Below are 21,255 nucleotides of genomic sequence, written 5' to 3' on the forward strand. Positions count from 1 at the left end.
TAATTAAAGTAATGAGTGTATTATGAACTACGATATTTTTAATGGCGATGCTGATGGGATTATTTCATTACTGCAATTAAGGTTGGCTTATCCTCAACAAAGTGAGTTGATCACGGGGGTGAAGCGGAATATTGATCTGCTTAATCAAATGTGTGATGTGATTAATGCCCATGATGAAGTCACTGTGCTGGATATTTCGATGCAAAAAAACCAGCAGGGTTTACACACAGTGCTTAATAAAGGGGCGAAGGTTTTTTATGCGGATCATCATCAAAGTGGGCATATTCCCCGCCATACTCATTTAGCGGCCCATATTGATCTCGATGCGAATATTTGCACTGGGCTGATCATCGATAAACTATTGGCTGGACGTTATCATACTTGGGCGATTGCGGCTGCGTACGGTGATAACTTGATAACCGTCGCCGATGGACTAGCAAGTGTGGCTGGATTAAGTCATGAGCAAACACAGCAGTTAAAAGATCTGGGGACGTTGATTAATTATAATGGTTATGGCGCGTGTGTTGAGGATTTACATTTTCACCCAAAAGCGTTATTTGAGCAGTTGTTACACTTTCCTGATCCGTTTTTATTATTCGATGATAAAGCGTCTTTGTACTACCAATTAAAGGTGGCGTTCGATGCTGATTTTGATAAGGCATTAGCGCTTAAGCCTGAGTATGTCAGTGAGTCTGTAGCCTTATATCGATTGCCAGCACAGGCGTGGGCGAGTCGGATCAGTGGGGTGTTTGGTAATCATTTAGCCAACAGTGCCCCCGATAAGGCACATCTTGTCCTCACAGAGCAATCTGTCGATGATGTGATGGTGTCTTTGCGGGCTCCGCTCAATAATAAACAAGGCGCAGTGGCAGTATGCAGTCAGTTTGCTACAGGTGGGGGCCGTGAGGCCGCAGCGGGGATTAATGTCCTCCCTGTGGATGCTATTGAGGCATTAATCAATGTAACGGAAAAGTATTACTTCAGTTAGGTGCGTGTCCTTAAGTTGTCCATTTATCCGCTTTAACTATTTATTTATTAAGGTTATTTTTTCTGTCTTTAATTTAAAATGCACGCTTATTTTTTTAATCAGGCAAGTTAAGATTTTATCAATTAAAATTGGATAAGCGATGTGATTTTTAGCTGAATTATTGATTAATGAAATAATGCAGCTGAATTTTTGATTAATATGAGGCCTCGAAAGGCGTGAAACTTCACGAGTCCATATGAATTTTTAACAGGTAAACGTGTGTCGCTTATTGCTGAGATCTAGCGTTTGAGTCTTTTTAAGGCGTTTTGATTAAAGAGGGTTGGGAGCGGATGATAAATTCTTCTATGTGGGTAAAGGCATCTTTATTATTGGGTTCCCAAAAATGCAAATAGGCTTCTTGATAAGCTTCTTTATAGGGCTCACAACAGATAAATGCGTTTTGTTCTGTATGGCTGACTTCTTCCCCTCCTTGTTCTATGGCGCTGAGTAGCTCATCAAAAGTGTGGTACTCAGGACCCACTTCAGATAATGCTTCAACATAATCATAATTATTTCGACATTGCTCTTGATACTCTTCTTTATCGAATCGATAAAAAATAATAGGAGTTTGGTATTGGAGTGCATCAATGAATAATGATGAATAATCAGTAATTAATAAATCCACGCTATGCAAAATAGGGTAGACATCTTCCCACTGTGAAATATCGATTACATTCGAATGATTTTCAAATTTTTGAGCTAAATGTGCTTCATTAGGGTGTAGCCTAAGGAGGAAGATTGATTGGGTTTTAAGCAAATGTTTTGACAATGTTCGCCAATGAAATGCTTGTTGGTAAGGATTTATATTTGTGTGATTATCTCGCCATGAAGGTGTGTAAAGGATGATCTGACTTTTGGATGTAAAGGCGATATCTATCATATTGAAAATGGCTTGCTTTGATTTTTTTTGTTCTGGGTATCGAGCGTGAAAATCGGTTCTCGGGTTACCGCTACGTAACAGTGCTTGATGTGATAGTCGAAAAGCACTACTGAAAATATTGTCTGTTAATGGGCTGGGACTGAGCATTAAGTCCGGTCTAATGTATTGCTGGTGGTGCAATACAGAATGAAATCGTGGTGATTGATTATCCTGCGGAAGGAAGACTTTTGATAATGGACCATTAATAATATCAAATTCAATTTTTTTCATGGGTGAGCCATGCCAAAGGTTTATTTTAATTGCACCGTTGGCGAAGTATTGATTGATATCACCTATATAGCTATTATAGAAAAAAAATTTTGCAGTAAGAGCGTGATAGATCCCTAATAATGACCAGCGATAATAAGCTTCCATGCCTTGCTTATTGAGTGTGTTAATTAACTCTCTATTGCCACTGATCCAGATGCTCCTAATAAATTGTGTTTGTTGCCAATGGAGGTATAAATATTTTGTATTATCACATAATCGGTTTTTATAACTGCCTAATATTGCTTTTTGATGATCCCTTGGTGATAGGTTTGCCAACCCATAGATGATTTTTGTACCAACTCCTTTTAATACTCTGTAAATCATATCGTTTTTAAATTCCCTGTTTTTAACGTTAGTATCTTATTATCTTTGAATATAGTCGGTTTAATAAATTTGTGGGGAGTTAATCATAGAACGCCAAATTAATGATAAGTATTTCTTTCTTCCTTGTGTTTGTTTAAACGTATTTTCAATTAAGTCTTTTTCCTCTTCAGGTGCATCAGGAGAAACAAATAATTGTACCGGGCCAAATAAGCCATATTTTAAATTATGTTGGTGATTTACTTTAAATTCTTCAATTGTGGACTTTGGATCATGACCAAAGAGATCTAGCTTTCCACTGATAACATGCATGAGTTGGGGGAGCCTCGAAAGTAAGGGCGAATCAAGCGACCATTTCCAGCTGTGAAGTTTATGACCCTCATTATCGATGATTGATTGGCGAATAAAGGTTTTTTTCTGAGCTGTAAATAGCGATAAACAGAATAATAAAGGAGATACTGATCCTGTTATCAATAAAAGCAATAAGGCGATTAATCGAGTCTTGTAGGGGATTTTGTTATTTTGTTGTTGAGTTGTATTGAGGGTAATTAAAACGGGATCGTCAATACGGATATAAGTATTATTCTTTGGTGAAATAAGCAGATCTTGGCATATGATAGTGTCTTTTATTTTTAAACCTTTACCTACATATGTATTTGGGAAAATAAGACTGTTTTCTATTTGACATTGAGGCTCTATAAGACAGTTAGTGCCGATCACAATACTGTCTTTGAGTTTGGTCGTGTTATCAATTAATGTTGATGAGCCTATGATACCATTGGAATTTTGAGTGTGTATCAAGCTTATATCTGTTTTAGCACCGACATAAAATTCTTTTTTAGATGGACTACTCGTGGCGTGTTTTCTTCCTGTTGGTATTATATTGGCTACCCGTAAATTAGCGATATCCAAATTGGCTTGCATAATAGAGTGAAAGCTATCTAGCATATAACATTGACCATGTAATATTTGAGTGACTGTTGTTTGCGCTGTTTGATAGATATTATCTTCGATTTGTTCATTATTATTTGAAAAAGGCCAGTTAATATGGCCGATAAAATGCTTGGCGGGAGGAAGCAATAATAGTCCCGCTTTTTTATTATTCATTTTAGCTTGCACGAAGGCTTCAGGGACGTTTTGACTAAAATGAATAAATTTTTTAATACATGGGCTTCTTAATATATCTCCGCGTATTAACAATAAGGGCTCATTCATATTGATAGAGAGTTTTTGAAGTACAGTTTGTGTTGATTCTTGAGAGTGACTGAGAAAGTAGTCGATGTTGAGGCCCCATTTGGCCCCATTTTTGACGTGGGACTCAATTTGGCTGGCATGATCTGAAATGACAAGTTTGATATCAGTGATATCACTATCGAATAAATCTTCTAATGTATAGTCAATAACCGCTTTATTACCGATAGGCAATAGTGCTGGACAATAGTATTCATTAAGAGGAGCAATTTCGTTACCATGACGGTTTGCAAAAATAATGGCTTTCATAATGTAATCTCCGTATTGACTAGTAAGCTCCACGTGAAAATATAACGGCTGGTATGGTTTTTATCATCAACCATAAATCAGCGAGTAAAGATTGTTTATAGATATAATCGGTATCGAGATCGACTTGTCGTTCAAAGGGAATATGGGAGCGGCCAGAGACTTGCCAAATACAGGTGATCCCTGGTTTGATACTGAGCCTAGTTCTATGTCTAAGGTTATATCGTTCAACTTCTGAAGGTAATGCTGGTCTTGGACCAACAATGGACATTTCTCCTTTGAGGACATTCCACAGTTGAGGAAGTTCATCAATAGATGTTTTTCGAATAATTTTACCAATGAAGGTGATGCGAGGATCTTGTTTCATTTTAAAGATCACTCCGCCTTGTATTTCATTGTTTAAGGTTTTTAATCGTTCATCAGCGTCTTGATACATAGAACGGAACTTCCATAAAATAAAAGGTTGGTTGTCTTTACCCGCCCTTTGCTGTGAGAAAAGTACTTTTCCGGGAGATTCGAGGCGAATAAGCAAAGCAATAATGACGAATACAGGGCTGAATAATATTAATGCTGTAGAGGAAACGATAATATCTAATGTACGCTTGTTTAGTCTATTTAACTGTTGGACGGTTTGGTGACGCAATCGACGTGCTTGAGCTTTTTTAGGGTTAAAATCAAAGTCAATGATGGATTGTTCTTGTTTTAGTAAGGTTCTTTGGGCTTTGTTATTTATAAACTGTTGACCATGACGGATGAGAGATAGTTCTTTCCAAGCTCTGACTAAAAAGAGGGGATTACCGATAATATAGCGTTTCCACATGCGTTTAGGTTCTTGTATTAATCGATAAACCCACTCCATTCCTAGTTGTCTAACCCATAAAGGTGCACGTTTGATGCTTTCCGAATAAAAGTCAAAGAGTCCCCCCACACCAATAGCGACACCCACATTAAGCTGTGACTGAAATTTTTGGATCCATAATTCTTGTGTCGGTACTCCCATCGCGACTAATAATACTGCAGCACCAGATTGATTGATTTTATTTATTATTTCATCATGTGTTGCGCTGTTCTCTTGGTGGTAAAAACCATCTTGGGTACCTGCAATGATTAAATTAGGATATTGTTTTTGCATATTTATTGCGGCATCGTTGGCGACACCCGATGTCCCTCCCAGTAAGAAAAGGGGTAATTTTTGTGCCGCTAACTGTTCACATAAATGAGGGAACATGTCGGTGCCGTTTAAATTATCTTGTAACGCAACGCCTTTCCACATAGTGGTAATGCGCACACCGATACCGTCAGCATACACCTGTTGGCATTCTTGTAGACATTGTCTGTAATGAGGGTTATGGATGCTGATGTTAAAACAATCTGCGTTAACGAAAGCGAGTTGGTGTACTGTTTTTGTTGGTTCTTTAGCGAATGTAATAATTCTGTTTATTAACTCTTGCATTTTGATATTAATTAAATCGATGCCAAACAGTGATATTTTTGGGACTGCTTGTTTTGGATTATTAGTCATGAACATTAATAATAGGTAAATAGAGCATGATCTCATCAGGGCGCAACAATAAGCCGTCACACTTTTACAAGCTTGCTCCATGGTTTTATTTTTGGCTTCGAAATTTATTCCCATGATTTCATTTATACTGTAAAACGACATCAGACCCGATTTTATGATGAGATTTGGCGCGGGTTCGAAATTAAAATAGATTCTATCACCCAGAACACTAATGTCGCCGATTAACAGGTTAAGTAATTGGGGTATTTGCTTGAATCGACTATTTCCAGTAAATTGATACAGTGAAATAATTTTGTTATTGATTCCATAAATATGTACGTGCTCAATACATTTACCGTATTGCCATGTTATTTTTATCCATAGAGCAATAAAAAGTGGCATGGTGAATGCGATTAAGACTATCGCCATGATGATATCAATCATACGACTGACATAAATGACTCGTTTGGGGATCGTATTTGTTATTACCATATTAACTCCTGCATAGGATCTCATCCAATGGTTTAACAGATGATATGCATAGGGTGTGCCAATATTTAACTTTTTGTTTATCTGTTGTTTTCTGTTTTTATCGTTATTTAAGTTACTTACTTTTGCGTTTTGCACTGCACTTTGCAATTTTACTTTTCACGGAAGAAAAGAGAAAGTGGGACGATATGAGGAGGATTATATGACTTTGAAAATATATAATCTGTTTACTATAAATAAAAATTTTGTGAATTTTATGCTTCATCACGTTTTATTTTGAGCTTTTGAAGGTTTCCAATCACATAGTGGCCTAATTTTTCACAGTATTTGTAAACCGAAAGTGGAAGGCAGTAAAGCATGTAGGCCGCCATTAGAGTTGCAAGTGTTCTGCCTGTTTCGTTTTTTAAAATTGAAGGGGCAAGATATAAGGCCTGATTGACAAGACGGACAGCGGTTTTACCATCGTCGTTGCGTATTGCTTGACGGGCTAAGTATCGGAGTTGATAAGCTCTGGCTTTATGTTCAACATCTTTGAGTAATTCAGGTGCAAATAGCCTTGCTTTATCGATCATTTTTTCCCATGAAGCGAGTTGTTTCTTAAAATTGGATGATAACCCCTGATGATTTAAACGATAATAAGTGAGAGGGGCTGAAAGGCCTTCTATTTGCCACTGAGTCGTTGCAACGATCCTGAGCCAACATTCAATATCTTCTGATTGTCTGAAGCTTTCATCAAAATAACACCATTGATCAGGGCTTTCAGTGGCTGATATGAAGGCAATATCATCAAACGTGATTTTTCTGACGACGGGCGCGGAGCCGTTACCGACGGGATTACGGCATAATAAATGTGCAGCATCGATATCGATTAATTGTGGCATTTGATAAATATTGAGGATATGCCCCTCATAATCCATAAAAGCGGATCGAGAAAAACTAATACCAATATCATCATTATTGTCAAGGTGTGTCACATGGGACTGTAGTTTGTCTTGGTGCCAGGCATCATCAGAGTCAAGAAAAGCGAGGTATTTCCCTTTAGCATGACGAATCCCCGTATTTCTTGCGGCGGCAAGGCCTTTGTTGCATTCATGATTGACAATAACAATGCGTTTATCGGTAAATTTTTGACATAATTGGAGACTATTATCGGTTGAACAATCATTGATGATGATGAGTTCAAAGTCTGTAAAACTTTGGGTTAGCACAGCATTTATGGCCTGAGTGACAAATTTTTCAACGTTATAAACAGGCATAATGACTGATATTTTAGGCATCATTTGGGAGCTCCTTTCCCATTTTGCTTATTTTTTTATCTTGTTGTCTAATAAGAAAATAAGTGAAAGAGGGTAATGTAATGAAATAGCATATCAGACTGGCTAGGGCTATGGCTTGTAATCCCCATAAGCTGGCAACGCTGATGCATACCACCAGTAATAAGGTTAATACAATATTGGCTTTTAGGTTTAAGGGTGCTTGATTGTTACTAAGTAAAAATTGACTGACCGCTTCCCCAAGTGGTCTGACAAGCCCGCTTAAACACAGCATGATAAAGATAGGCAATGCGCCAGCCGTTAGCCATTTTTCGCCGTATACGAGGGGAAGATACCAAGGTGCGAGTGATGTTTGTAGGACAATGATGGGTACTGTTAGCATCATGATAAATTTTAGTGAGAGGCGAAATTTTTGTTGTAGTGTTTCTTGACTTGGCTGACAGAGGTGAGAATAGAGGGCGGTACCATAACTTTGAATAATCCCTAGGCTGATCCCTAAACTGGCATTGAATGCGAAAAAATAAATGCCTAAGGCTTCGACCCCTAAGAAGTAGCCTACTAATAAGTAATCAACATTTTGTCTAAAAGCGAGAGTGATATCGCTGAGTCCTACGGGGATCCCAAATTTAAGAATGGCTTTGGTAGAATAAGCTGTTTTTTGTTCGGTTTTGTGTGTTACAGGTAAAGCAGGAGATAAATTTGGGGTGTGTATTGGTGTCTGAGAAGGAAGAGGGTTTTGATATCGATGGATCCATAACCACACAAAGGTGACGATGACCTTGGGGATGATAATGGCCCAAATTCCGAGTCCGATTAACGCTAATATTGTTGTCAATAACCCATCAATGACGGTTTGCCATAACACGGCTCTACCGACGATACGCATGCGGTTTTGACGTAAATTCAACGCAACATGTAGCATGCCGAAGGGAAGAATTAAGTAACTTATTGCCATTAACAGCATGGGTAAAATGAAGTGATTACTCTGATAATAATAAGCGAGTAGGAAGCTCAATAAGCTCATGACTAAAAAAGCGGTAATGCTTGATGCCCAGTTAATTTTATTTGCGTTTGGTAAAGCCTTAATAAAGTCAGTTTCACTTAGTTTGATTAAAGCTGCTGTTGTGAGACGCCGAAGAGGGGTACAAATTAATTCAAAACTGGTTAAAATGATGGCGATTTGACCAAAATTTTCAGGTGTTAATAATCGAGCGATGATGATGCTCGACATCAGCCTAACAACGCGTCCCATTATCTGCGCAGAACCTAGCCAAAATAAGCTTTTTCCAAGTATGTTATGACTACGTGATTGGAAAGATATAGGCCATTTAAAAAATTTAGGCATTCCTTTACCTCAAATTGACTAGCTTATTAAGCTGAATGTGAAGACGTTTATAATGGATAAGCATTCTATGTGTTACTTCCTCGATTTTGATTTATCATCTTGGTTTTTTTCTGCAATTTCTTTATGGGCAATACCCAAAATAATCAGGCCGGGCCAATAAAGGTAGGCTAAAGTTTCTAAATTTTCGCCGAATGTATATAAGAATAGTTGAATAAGAAAGGCAAAGGCGACTTGGATGGTAGTTGAATAGGCAATGGCGCATATTAATGTAATAAAGCTGACAATAAAGGGAGTCGTCAGGGAAATGGCACCGATGATGCCTTTAACAAAGAGTAGTCCATACCAAGTATGATGCGTACCAATGGGCATGAATTCCACTAAGTGGGGGCCTTTTTCTACGATACCATGGCCCCAGGTTATCGCTTCATTGTACCAACGCTGCATTGCGATATCGCCTAAGTGTTTTCTGACTCGGGTGGATCCTGCTCTGGCTGCTTTGAATGCCCCTAATGTTTGCTCAATCTTCTCGATGAATTGCACACCGAATATGCCTATAATGAGTACAAAAGGACTGGCGATAAAGTAAAGGTAAGGCGATTTATACCAACGAATTAAACCAAAATAGGCCATCAAAATAAGGTAGCAGGCTAAGGCTAGTCGGGATTGCGATATTAAGATCATCAGCAGACTGCCTACATAGCCACACCAACGATAAGCTTTACTTTTTTCTTGGGTGGCAAAAATATAAAATAAATTAGCTACCATGCCTAGGGCGGGGGCCCAAGGAGTAAATAATCGCCATCTAGGTATCCCGCTACTAGGATCAATTTCATAGAGTGTGACCGTGAAGTATTCGGGTCCCGAACCGCCTAAAATACGCAGTGGAGAGGTGTATAGCGTGGCGGGTAATTTTAAAATCCATGCCATAAAGAAAAATGGCATGAGAATAATGGTGTGTTTGCAGACAATACAGGTGGCGCGGTATATTATGTGGGGCCTGATATTAAGCGAACCTATTAAGGGAAATAATGCAATGAGTGCCCAACCTTTGGCCCACCCTATGCTGGATTTTATCAGTTTAGGGATGCCTAACTGGTAATCTAAATGTCCGATCACGAGTGCGAGTAACATGACTAACATGCCTAAACACCAACATTGATTCGCGAAACTGAAAGTAAAGCTCTGCTTATCAACCATTATTCGTTTTAACATTCTCAAAAAAAGGACCCAGCCAATGATGGGGGCAACAAAATACATGGCGCCGATCACCCAAAAAGCATAGGTCCAGATAATACTATGCCAGACTAATCGTTCGTCAGAATTTTCCGGAGTATAGGTTTGCGGATCCATAGTAGGCTGAGTCCAATAAAGATAAGTAGCGTTGCTGCTATTCCCCCGACGATGGCAAGTAAGGTGTAGAGCTTGTCTGGTTGGTAAGGTAGGGTCGGAGGTTCAAGTAGTTGTACTAAAGGGTAGGCTGAATATATATCGGCTTTACCGACATCCATTTTAGCCAGTGCTGAAGTGAAAACCGCAGTGGCGACTTGGTATTCTCTATTTAAATCGTTGAGCTTAGCGATTTCATCGTTATTGTCGATTAACTTTTGATCCCAGTCTTTAATTTGTTGTGTTAGTGAGCTTAGCTCACTACGTAGCCCCTCAGCCTCTGTAGTGAGCGTTAATAGTTCTTGTATGAGAATCGCTCTACCGTCAGAGTTATCGGCTGATAGCATGAGCATGAAGTGCTCGTCTTGATAGCCGACTAATGTTTGGCTGCGCTTTTTCATGGCTCCTAATAATGCGGCTTGTTTATTGCGTTGATTAATCAATTTAGGATGTTGATACCCATGATGGCCATTTAGTTCTGCTAATATGGCGGTAGATTGGGCATAGTTAATAAGCAGCTGACGATAGAGTTGATCGTTTTTAAGTTTTAATAAATCAGAAGCTTGTAGGGTAGTTAACGATAAGTGCTGTTCTAGTGTTTTGATACTGGCATCTAGGCCATAGAGTTTTGCTTCCATATTCGCTCGGGCATGACGTAATTTTTCTACTGTTAATGCTAATTCTGTAAATTGTTCGGCGGACACCATGCCTGTTTCTGTTTGAAAATTTAAAATTCTGTCATGACTCTCACCGACTTTATTGACAAAGCCTTCCATACCGATTCTAATACTATTTTCTCGTTGTTTGATTTCATCTTCTCTGAGTAAATTGAGCAATTTTTGTAAGCTATTATAGTGTGCCCAAGCTTTGTCTTGTGCTGCTTTGGCTATTTTGGCCTTGATGCTAAATTCGATTATGCCTGTTTGGCTGGGAAGCTTTAATTTGGGTTTTCCTACCTCTGCTGGTGGCACATTCAATAATTTGGCTGCTGCGATGAGGAGGGTATTACTGGAGGCGATGGCCTTATAATTTTCTCTTGGATCAATTGCTGAGCTTGCATAAGGAGAATTTGAGGAACTGTTAGCTTGACCAATACTTTCAATACTGACGATAGCGCCAGCACCGGCGCCGGGTAAAATGAGCGTCCATTTACTGACATAAGCTGTGGGAGTGAATGCGATGACAGTAATCACGATTATCCAGACAAAAAATAAAGCAGCACTTGCCGTTTGAATATAAACCCGTCGTCGCTGCTTTCTCGACATGTTACTGCCGTTAACAATTGCATTTTTTAGCCAAAGAAAAGTGCGAGATTTATGTTGCATTTTTTTATGCATTTTTTTATGCATCATTTGGCTTCTGTTCCTATCCATTCCACTAATGTGGCAGGGATAATGATTTCGGTGAGGGTGCGTACAATCTCTCTAAAGTTGGTTACTCGAGAGTCATAACAAGCAATCCCATCACTGGGTAATAATACGGGATTCATGCCAGGTACCCAAGCATGAGTAATGAGGGTATCAACGGCTCGCTCTATCACATCTATTTCTTGGGTTAATGGATTTCTAGTGGTTAATATAACGTGTCTTGAGGCGTTAGTTGATTGTGCTCCCCCGACGCAGTTACCTGCAATGGCGGCAGCTAATAAACGTACTCCGTAGGGAAAGCGAGTTGCTTGGGTGTCTAATGCTGATTGAGAGTTACTTGTGGCGGGAACCGTAAGGTTAGAGATAAAGACTCTTATGCCGGGGACGGTGATTTGAGAAGGCCTGACAAGATCTTCATCGAAATAATAACGTTCTGGTACATGCACATGATCATGTTTTATTAAGGGGAAATAAGGCACCGGGGCACCGGTTATCACACCTGATAGATCAAAGTAGTAAGTATGGAGGCCACGGGTGACGGTAACAGTACTTATATCGGCATGGGGGCTGATCCCTCCTGATGATTTTAATGCTTGAGCGATACTGCGTCTGGAGGCATGATCGCCAGTATGGACACTGGCATCATCAATCACATCTAACTCCGAACGATTGTTTATTTGATGTTGGCCAGGTTCAAATACAGCCCCTGAAACAGTAACTTCTATGGGGGCCCAAAGAAGGGGGTTAATACTGATCCTGATATTATTAGCATGAATTAGTTGTTCATCAATTAAAATATTTTTTATGTCTTTTTTTAACTGTTTTATGCTTTTACCATAAGCATAGATAGGCTCTAAATAAGGTAAAAAAATATAACCACTGGTATCGACTTCGACTTTACTGGCAAACTCTTCACCATTAAGAATTCTGATATTGAGTCGATCGCCAGTCGATAAAATATGCTGTTGCGGGAGAGGTGGCTGGTGACTGGTGGCTAAGTTACGTTGCTGATCATGCCGATAAGTTAATTGGTTCGGTGTTGATTGCAAATGCGCATTTCTTAAATAGAGCATATCATCAGCGTAGTAATGACATTGAAACATATTAATGTCTTCATTTTGCAAGTTAGGATCACAGATCTCACTCATTTCAGGCGTTAATGGGGTGACGCATGACGTAAGCATGAATAGCAAGATAACGATAAAGCGAATGCGAGTTATCTTATTTGTTTTAGTCTTTCGATTAACAGCAATTACACTCATTTTCTATTTTTCATTGATCTTTAATGGCTGATAGTGGACCACAAATATAATCAATGGCAGCCGACTGGCTCTCATAAATGTGAAAAATTTGGTGTAATCGTGTGAGCTCTATCAATGCTCTAACACCATCAGAAGGGGAGAGCAAAACCACTTCGCCGCCTTCTTGATGGGCTTTTTTCATTGCTGAAATGAGTACCGATAGTCCACTTGAATCAATAAATTCAACTTGATGTAAATCCATTATTAACCTTGTTATTCCAGAGTTTATTTGTTTGAGAATAGCCGCTCTTAATGTGGGGGTTTCGGTCATCAGCATTTCTTTTGGTAGGGTGATAATGCAAGCATTAGCTTGTTTTAATGGGGTGAATTTCATGAGCCTTCCTTACGCTAGAGTCATACCTGCTTAACTATCTTAGGATTAAAATGGTTATTAATAATAAAGATAGTGACTTTTATTATTTATTTTTGATGAGTGCCAATAAGCTGATGACATTCAAGGTGTTTCTAATACTTAAATATAGTTAGTATTTATCATAATGAGGTATTTATTTTTAAGAGAGTCATTTGCATTTAATTTATTAGCCAGTTTATTATCTTTTTAGTGACAATCTTAGGTGTGTGCCCGATATTGTCGGTTGAAAATTGACTTCATCCATCCATTGCTCTAGGATCCACAACCCTCTGCCCGATAGTTCATCTGCTTCAGGGCATTCTTCGGGCGCTTTGAGCAAAGTAAAGTTGGCATCATCCAGTATATCAATGACGATTTCATGACTGTCACAATGCACAATGATAATGACTTTATTAAGGCTTTCATCAGTATGTTCAATCAGATTAGCTAACACTTCCATAATGCAGGTGACTGTTCTAAATTTTTGTTTTTCGGTGACGTGTAATGTTAAAAAGTCATCGACATCTTTACAGACTTGAATTTGATCGATGTTGGATTTATTTAAATTAATTTGAAGGTTAAACATAATCTTTCCTATTGCGGTTGTGATTCTTTGGGGAAAGTATCATCATTGAAATGTCATCTTGTAAAGAATTCCCTTGCCAGAGAGTGACAGCATGATTGATATGGTTAAGCAGGAGGTTGGCAGATAAAGCATTTGCTGAGCGGCAGAGTTGACATAAACGTTCTTGTCCAAACATGCCGAAAGTCGGATGAACACATTCATAGAGGCCATCTGAGTAGACCAATAATTTTTGTTTTTGATCTAAAATAAAATCTTGGGATTGATATTTATTCTCTTTACTTATTCCAATAGGAAGTTGGCTTTTTGCCCCCATAAACTGTGTGTTTTGATCATCAATTATGATGGCATCGGGATGGCCTGCATTGGTTATTTTGACTTGGCTGGTTTTAGTATTTAATATTCCTAAAATTAAGGTTGCAAATCTTCCCATAGATTCGGGATCTTCGAATTCCTGATTGAGCTCATTGACTATCAGAGAAGGATCAAGTTTTCCCCAAGGACATCGGTCACTGGCTAACCTCTGGGCCAAAGTGAAACTTTGCATTGAGGCCGCAACACCATGGCCTGTTACATCAAGAAGATAAAAGCCGATATGAGTATCATCAATATTCATACATTGAAAAATATCACCTGCTAGATCGCTTGCTGGCTGGAATTTAGTGGCTATTTCCCAGTCATCATTGAGGTGAGGAGAGTGTGGCAATAGAGCTTGCTGGAGGCGTGCTGCACTGTCTAAGTCTTGTTGGATTTGTTTAAGGTAGGCGTGCTCTTTTTCTAGCATTTGTTGTAGCTGTTCATTTTTTTGTCTTAACTGCCGTTGCATTTTAATGAGTCTAACCGCAGCCAGTATTCTAACCTTTAAGATGTTCGCTCGGTAAGGTTTGACAATATAATCATCAGCGCCAGATTCTATTCCCGTTACTTTATGCTCATCTTCAATATTACTAGTTAGCATTATAATATAAGGAGTATCAGTATGTTGTTTCAATTTCTTACATAAATCTGGTCCACACATACCCGGCATATTCCAATCGGTAATGACAATATCGGTAGGTGATGAGTTGAATTTTGAGAAGGCCTCGTTACCATTAGTACTACTGGTAATATTCAGCCCCATTGATGTCAGTAACTCATTGAGAATGTAGCGCTGACTCATAGAATCTTCGGCGATTAGAATAGAAATATGCTTAAAGGCCGGAACAACCTCGAGTAAACTCATTTTATTACCGTTAACTATTTGACCTTATTTAACAATAGCAATTATTTTTATTGTTTGTCTTTTAAGTCCTATTTTTAACCATTTTCAGTGTTATTTAATGCATTCGCGAAGCGATAAAATGTTTCATATACTGATAACAAGCTATACATAAGTGAGTTGAAGAATCGAGTGATGTGGATATATCTAGAAAAGCGATTGGTAAATCAAACATTCATATAGTTAGAGTAGGTGTATATTGCATTATCGTCCTGAAATAGATGGGTTACGGGCAGTTGCTGTTATTCCAGTGATACTTTTTCACGCTGGATTTCACATATTCAGTGGCGGCTTTGTTGGCGTTGATGTTTTCTTTGTGATCAGTGGTTATTTAATTACCAGCATTATTATTGCTGAGCTTGATGAAGATCGCTTCAGTCTGATTACTTTTTATGAGCGTAGGGCAAGACGTATTTTACCGGCTTTATTTTTCGTCATATTGATTTGTATTCCTTTTGCATGGATGTGGTTTATGCCATTGGATTTACAAGATTTTGCACAGAGTATCGTCGCTGTATCGACTTTTTCATCTAATATTCTATTTTGGCTCGAAAGTGATTATTTCGACACAGCAGCAGAGCTTAAACCTTTACTACATACTTGGAGTTTAGCTGTTGAGGAGCAATATTATATTCTTTTTCCTTTGTTTTTGATGTGGACTTGGCATTTAGGTATTCGTTGGATTTTAGGTTTATTAGCTATTGTTTTTATTGCAAGTTTGGCTGCAGCGCAGTGGGGTGCATATAATGCACCTAATGCGGCATTTTATTTACTGCCCACTCGAGGTTGGGAGTTATTAATGGGAGTATTTGCAACCTTCTTTTTTCATCGATATAAAACGATAAATTTTAATAACAAGATAAAGAATACATTCAGCTTGATAGGTGTGTTTTTAATCATATATGCTATTTTTGCTTTTGATGAAACGGTCCCTTTTCCCAGTTTGTACACTTTATTTCCAACCATCGGTACCTTATTAATTATCGTATTTGGACAAAAAGGGACCGTTGTTCATTCTTTTTTGAGTCAAAAAGTATTGGTTGGTATTGGGCTCATAAGTTATAGCGCTTATTTGTGGCATCAACCTTTGTTTGCATTTGCAAAATATAGAAGCTTTACAGAGCCTTCAGTTAGTTTAATGATGGGATTGTGTGTGATTTCTCTTATGCTGGCTTATTTAAGTTGGCGCTTTGTCGAAATGCCATTTAGAAACAAACAGGTTTTTAATCAGAAAGTCATATTTACCTCCGCTATTGTCATGAGCTGTTCTTTTATCACTGCAGGTGTTGTCTTTAGTGTCGATGGCCGTTTTTCGTCCGAGGACAATTTAATGGTTAAAGGATATAAAGCGGAAAATAGGGCATCGCAACTGCAATCTTGGGATTGGTTAAAAGCACGGACTAATGATCAAGGATACGATGTGACAAATAATCAATTTGATCATACACCGTGGTTTGATCTAGATGATCCTAGGCGGCGTTTATTATTGGTGGGTAACTCTCATTCAAAAGATATTTTTAATGTACTGATGAGTAGTACTACTGCAATAAGTCGTTTTCAAATTGCTCGTTTTGGGACCGAGCTTGCTGATATTCGTCAGGCCTTCTACCTTTCGCCTAATTACCAATCATCCGATATGCTAATGTATGTTTCTCAATATAAACCAGCAGATCTTAAAGTATTTAATGCATTAATCGATAGAGCCATTTTAGATGGAAAAAAAATCATTTTTGTGAAAAATATTTATGAGTTTGAGGAGTTTGGAAGACGTACTTATGCTGATTTTTTGTTTAATTTATTATTAGATCATATTGGAGAAGACAACATTACGGCTAAAGATATCATGAAGATCAATGAAAAGCACTTTGAACAATTTACTCATAGAGATAGAAAGCAATTACATAAGAAATCTGATGCTTTACTCGCTCAATTACAGCTTCAACATCCTCAATTAGTCGTTTTGGATCGAATGGATTATGTTTGTGATAAAGGTCGTTCTCTTTGCTATGCTATGAATGGTAATTATCAAAAGTTTTTTTATGATTATGGGCATCACACTTTAGAAGGAGCCGAGTTTTTCGGTACGCGAGTGGATACTATCAACTGGCTTGCTTCTATTCTAGAATGAAATTTTATTATCTTTACTTATCTGTTCTTAAGTCTGCTAATGTCTTATTGATTAATGTACTTGAGGTGCCTTGAGTATAAGGGAAATAAATGACGATACAGTCGACAGAGGATAATTGCGTTTCATACTCTTTCCATTTAGGGGTGTCATACCAGTCATCGCCAACAAATAAATAGCGTGCATGATTTTTCTTTGCTGCTGCGACTTTATCCATATTTTTTTGAGGGATAGCAACATCGACATACTTACAAGAACGTACCACCTCAATACGTTCATGGTAAGGAATAACCGACGTTTTTCCTTTGTACATGACCAATTCATCAATCGTTACCCCGACGATTAATTTATCGCATATTGCTTTGGCATTTCTTAATAAATTAACATGACCCACATGAAATAAATCATATACCCCACTAGTATATCCAATGATCATTTTAATACCTTTAGGTTTTCTTCAAACCAAATCTGATAAGAATGTTTATGGTGTGTTTGTTTAAAAATAGCGGTTAAATCGACAGGAAAACCAATTTTATTTTCGAAGGCAAATTCATTACCTTTCATGGGCGCGATAAGATTACGTAAAGGCATTTTTCCTAAGTGTTTTCCCATTAATACAGTTGGTGATATTTTTGTGGCTAAGTGGAAAGTGTGAATGTTTGCTAGAGGCTCTCGACCTTCAATACCCGCTGCCATTAGTGAGAAGTCTAATCGACGGAATAGTATAGGCAGGTGATAACGTATAAAGAACCATCTAACGGCTTCAAAGGTATTTGGAAAATGACGATGTTCAAATAGCTCGACTAAATTATGGTACAATAAACTGTTTTTATTTGGTTTAGTGTAGCAGTATAACTCAATAAATTGGTCGATATCGAATGATGGGGAATGATGTGCCCATTGATAAATCCTATCATAACCGCCAAAAAATTCATCGGCTCCTTCTCCTGAAAGTAACACTTTCATACCATCTTGTTTCGCGCGGCGGGCTATTTTTGACAGTAAAACTTCATTGGGAACCGACATGGGCTCACCACGTAAGGTTAATAAGCGATGAAACTCATCTCTATATTCATGATTTTCACACTCATTAATGGTCAAGTTTTGAATATGTTCGGATTTAAGGTATTCGATATCCTCATCGCCAGTAAAACCAATGCTATAGTATTGATTAAAATTGCCTAATTCTTTTAATAAGTGGCTATCTACCCCACGACTGAGTAATAAGCCTATTTTTGCGTCAGAGACCATTCTTGACTCAATGCCCGCTAAAATAGCGGTTTTAAGCTCATACTCAGTCACTTCTCTATATTCGCCATTGAGGTAATCGATGGGATCAAAATATTGGCCATTGATAAAGCAAGCGCCAGGAGCAAGAGTCGAAACACCTTTGAAGTAGGAACCACAAAATAGAGGTGCTCTCACCGCTTTATATTCTTCAATTGCAGCGGTGTTGATTTCGAGTTTAAATAATTGTTTGAGTGTATTAGGTTCTGAAGAGATGGTGATGTAGTCACTATTTTTGTAGATAAATAAGGGTTTTACACCAAATTTATCTCTAGCACAGTGAGTCATTATTCCTTGAGGATCAATATAAACGAAAGCAAAAAAACCATCTAATTCATTAATATTAAATTTATAATTGGCAATTAAATCGCTTAATAAGAGTGTGTCACTGACGTATTTAGCATTGAAATGTTTTTTACCTAGCTCTCGATAATTTAATATCTCGCCGTTAAAGATGAGCATGCCGCCATGATTATCCAATACGGGCTGATTAATACCACTATTGATATCAATAATTGATAACCTTGAATGGTAAGCGTGCCATTGATGAAATTGAATGAGACCTGAGGAGCAGTCTGGTCCTCGAAAACGTAGTGTTTTTTCAATAATATCTAATTGATTATTGGTAATGTTAGGATCATTGCTAACAAATATTCCACACATAAAGAGATGCCTATACTCATATTGTTGCCACGGATGACGACTAATTACTGACTATTTGATAAATAGCTTAGTTGTTGCTAATGAATGTGATGTTACTTTTATTATACTCACTTTACTTTAAAGTGTAGGGAAATAATGATTTTTTAGCCATGGTGATGGTTAGTCTAATGATGGAACAAGTACTGATATGATGGATTTACTTAGATTGAGTGAACTGTTTTATTCAGTATCGCATTGGAATAATCAAAAACAGCTAGACTTAATAGTATCGATTGACAAAAGTATATGAAAAATGATCTCTTCAAAACGCATGACGGCACAAATATTAGCCAATGAAGATTCTCTTTTAGATGAAAAAATTCTATCTGAATTGGTTGATCTGGTGGGCGAGGAATCGATGGCTAGGATGTTACAGGTTTTTTTAACCGAGCTTAAAGAACGACTAGCTATTTTAAATGAAATATATTTATGGATTAACAAAGAAAGTGAAGGTTATGACAAGAGTGATGGTTCAAAACATCGAAATATAGATTTTAAGGAAATAGAAATTCAGGCTCATACATTAAAAAGTTGTGCAGGGAGCTTTGGGGCTTCTGCTTTATTTGAAGCGGTTAAACAGCTAGAAAATGCTGCAAAAAGTGAAGATTTAGCATTTGTTATTGAAAATATACTTAAAGTTGAAAAGTTTGGGCAACTCTCTAAGGAGAGCTTAAAACAACGTTTCATGATGTCAAAGTGATGATTATTTAATTGGTTAGGTATGCATATGAATGCTAAAGGCGTTTTTAGTGCGCTCATTATTGAAGACAGTATGTCTTTAGGTGCGCTATATACTGAATATTTGAGGGCTGAAAAGGCGAGTGTAACTCATGTGAATTATGGCAGCGATGCATTAAATGAATTAAAGCAATGGCAACCCGATATTTTAGTTTTGGATATTCAATTACCCGATATGTCTGGAATGGATATTCTAGCGTATGTCCGAGAGTATTATCCTGATATCACGGTTATTATGATCACAGCCCATGCTACGGTCGATCTTGCTGTGGATGCAATGAAAGCGGGTGCATTTGATTTTTTAATCAAGCCATTTGATGCAAAGCGGTTATCATTTATTGTAAGAAATGCTCTGAAACAGAGGCAGTTAGCTAATTTAGTATCAAAATATGAAAACAGTTTGTCAAAGGATCATTATATGGGATTTATAGGTGATTCTATAGCGATGCAAGCGGTTTATCGAATAATAGGGAATGTGGCCAATAGTAAAGCTTCGGTGTTTATTATGGGAGAAAGTGGGACCGGAAAAGAAGTCTGTGCTGAAGCTATTCATCAGGTTGGAAATCGTCAGAGTGAAGCTTTTGTGGCGCTTAATTGTGCTTCCATACCTAAGGATTTAATTGAAAGTGAAATTTTTGGCCATACCAAAGGAGCTTTCACGGGAGCGGTGTCTAACCGTGAGGGGGCGGCGACTCGATCTCATAAAGGGACGCTTTTCCTGGATGAAATTTGTGAAATGGATTTAGCGTTACAAAGTAAATTATTACGTTTTATTCAAACGGGCAGCTTTCAGAGGGTGGGAGGAGTAAAGGAAGAGGTCGTGGATGTGCGTTTTGTGAGCGCAACGAATAGAATTATCTGGGAAGAAGTTAAGGCGGGTCGTTTTCGAGAAGATCTTTTCTATCGATTGCATGTCATTCCTATTGATTTACCTCCATTACGAGATAGAGGCAGAGATATCGACCTCTTATCTAATAAATTCCTTCAAGAATATAATAAAGAAGAAGATAAATCTTTTACTGGATTTAGCCCTGAGGTAGAAAACATCTTTGAGCATTATTCTTGGCCGGGGAATGTGAGGCAATTACAAAATGTTATTAGGCAAATGATAGTATTGAATAAAAGTGATCTGATTGATGTTGATATGCTTCCGGCAGAACTTATGCAAATGAGACAAGAGATTGCTGGGAATAATATAAAACCTCTTAATCAAGATTCAAAAAAAAACCATAACGACTCAAATATTAGTTTATTTTCATCAGATAATGTGCCGAGAAAATTACAGGATGAAAAGGATATTATGCCGTTATGGCTATCAGAAAAACAGACCATTGAAGAAGCGATTGCGGTATGTGGTGGTAATGTGCCAAAAGCGGCAACATTGTTAGAAATCAGTGCATCGACGATTTATCGTAAAAAACAAGCTTGGGAAGAATTTGAAAATAAGCCCTGTAATCCATCACTATGATCGAGAGTCTTGTCTTGGTTTTTATGGTTTTTATGGATTTTAGTC

Annotated in this window: 17 protein-coding genes; 4 read left to right on the top strand and 13 right to left on the bottom strand. The window is 37.9% G+C overall.

Annotation, left to right across the window (positions count from 1 at the left end; translation table 11 throughout):
* Nucleotides 1-22: 22 nt before the first annotated feature.
* The gene (locus L2764_RS10550; RefSeq protein ID WP_248940177.1) at nt 23-988 is read left to right on the top strand and encodes a DHH family phosphoesterase; all 966 of its coding nucleotides are present in this window, start codon (nt 23-25) and stop codon (nt 986-988) included.
* Between the two features lie 295 nt (nt 989-1,283).
* On the opposite strand, the gene L2764_RS10555 is transcribed toward L2764_RS10550, so the two are convergent.
* The 11 genes from L2764_RS10555 to L2764_RS10605 all read right to left on the bottom strand — a co-directional run bounded on the left by L2764_RS10555 (nt 1,284) and on the right by L2764_RS10605 (nt 14,854).
* A complete protein-coding gene (locus tag L2764_RS10555; protein WP_248940178.1) occupies nt 1,284-2,540 on the bottom strand; it encodes a CDP-glycerol glycerophosphotransferase family protein in 1,257 nt (418 codons plus the stop codon).
* 60 nt (nt 2,541-2,600) lie between these two features.
* Nucleotides 2,601-4,037, bottom strand: a complete 1,437-nt coding sequence (locus L2764_RS10560; protein ID WP_248940179.1) for a sugar phosphate nucleotidyltransferase — start codon at nt 4,035-4,037, stop codon at nt 2,601-2,603.
* Nucleotides 4,038-4,056: 19 nt separating this feature from the next.
* A complete protein-coding gene (locus L2764_RS10565; RefSeq protein ID WP_248940180.1) occupies nt 4,057-6,027 on the bottom strand; it encodes a WecB/TagA/CpsF family glycosyltransferase in 1,971 nt (656 codons plus the stop codon).
* A gap of 251 nt (nt 6,028-6,278) precedes the next feature.
* A complete protein-coding gene (locus L2764_RS10570; RefSeq protein ID WP_248940181.1) occupies nt 6,279-7,304 on the bottom strand; it encodes a glycosyltransferase family 2 protein in 1,026 nt (341 codons plus the stop codon).
* Complete coding sequence (locus L2764_RS10575) at nt 7,294-8,643, bottom strand: oligosaccharide flippase family protein (protein ID WP_248940182.1); 1,350 nt, start codon at nt 8,641-8,643, stop codon at nt 7,294-7,296. The genes L2764_RS10570 and L2764_RS10575 overlap by 11 nt, the downstream gene beginning before the upstream one ends.
* 72 nt (nt 8,644-8,715) lie before the next feature.
* Nucleotides 8,716-9,993 carry an O-antigen ligase domain-containing protein gene (locus L2764_RS10580; RefSeq protein WP_248940183.1) on the bottom strand — a complete coding sequence of 426 codons (1,278 nt, stop codon included), beginning with the start codon at nt 9,991-9,993 and terminating at the stop codon, nt 8,716-8,718.
* Entirely contained in the window at nt 9,948-11,381 is a 1,434-nt protein-coding gene (locus L2764_RS10585) for a GumC domain-containing protein (RefSeq protein ID WP_248940184.1), read from the bottom strand. Before L2764_RS10585 ends, L2764_RS10580 begins: the two co-directional genes overlap by 46 nt.
* A complete protein-coding gene (locus L2764_RS10590) occupies nt 11,378-12,658 on the bottom strand; it encodes a polysaccharide biosynthesis/export family protein (protein WP_248940185.1) in 1,281 nt (426 codons plus the stop codon). The genes L2764_RS10585 and L2764_RS10590 overlap by 4 nt, the downstream gene beginning before the upstream one ends.
* Nucleotides 12,659-12,668: 10 nt before the next feature.
* A complete protein-coding gene (locus L2764_RS10595) occupies nt 12,669-13,031 on the bottom strand; it encodes an STAS domain-containing protein (RefSeq protein WP_248940186.1) in 363 nt (120 codons plus the stop codon).
* Between the two features lie 217 nt (nt 13,032-13,248).
* On the bottom strand, nt 13,249-13,635 hold the full coding sequence (locus L2764_RS10600; RefSeq protein WP_248940187.1) for an ATP-binding protein: 387 nt from the start codon (nt 13,633-13,635) through the stop codon (nt 13,249-13,251).
* Nucleotides 13,628-14,854, bottom strand: a complete 1,227-nt coding sequence (locus L2764_RS10605) for a SpoIIE family protein phosphatase (protein ID WP_248940188.1) — start codon at nt 14,852-14,854, stop codon at nt 13,628-13,630. The genes L2764_RS10600 and L2764_RS10605 overlap by 8 nt, the downstream gene beginning before the upstream one ends.
* A 235-nt stretch (nt 14,855-15,089) precedes the next feature.
* Here L2764_RS10605 and L2764_RS10610 point away from each other — a divergent pair, with 235 nt between their 5' ends.
* Complete coding sequence (locus L2764_RS10610; RefSeq protein WP_248940189.1) at nt 15,090-17,018, top strand: acyltransferase family protein; 1,929 nt, start codon at nt 15,090-15,092, stop codon at nt 17,016-17,018.
* Between the two features lie 13 nt (nt 17,019-17,031).
* Here the strand turns inward: L2764_RS10610 and L2764_RS10615 are convergent, their stop codons facing one another.
* On the bottom strand, nt 17,032-17,451 hold the full coding sequence (locus L2764_RS10615; protein WP_248940190.1) for an FAD synthase family protein: 420 nt from the start codon (nt 17,449-17,451) through the stop codon (nt 17,032-17,034).
* Nucleotides 17,448-18,965, bottom strand: a complete 1,518-nt coding sequence (locus tag L2764_RS10620; protein ID WP_248940191.1) for an asparagine synthetase B family protein — start codon at nt 18,963-18,965, stop codon at nt 17,448-17,450. The genes L2764_RS10615 and L2764_RS10620 overlap by 4 nt, the downstream gene beginning before the upstream one ends.
* Nucleotides 18,966-19,257: 292 nt before the next feature.
* Here L2764_RS10620 and L2764_RS10625 point away from each other — a divergent pair, with 292 nt between their 5' ends.
* Nucleotides 19,258-19,704, top strand: a complete 447-nt coding sequence (locus L2764_RS10625) for an Hpt domain-containing protein (RefSeq protein WP_248940192.1) — start codon at nt 19,258-19,260, stop codon at nt 19,702-19,704.
* A 27-nt stretch (nt 19,705-19,731) separates the two neighbouring features.
* Entirely contained in the window at nt 19,732-21,210 is a 1,479-nt protein-coding gene (locus L2764_RS10630) for a sigma-54-dependent transcriptional regulator (RefSeq protein WP_248940193.1), read from the top strand.
* Nucleotides 21,211-21,255 lie beyond the last annotated feature (45 nt).

This window comes from Shewanella surugensis, from assembly GCF_023284005.1.
In the GTDB taxonomy this organism is placed as follows: domain Bacteria; phylum Pseudomonadota; class Gammaproteobacteria; order Enterobacterales; family Shewanellaceae; genus Shewanella; species Shewanella surugensis.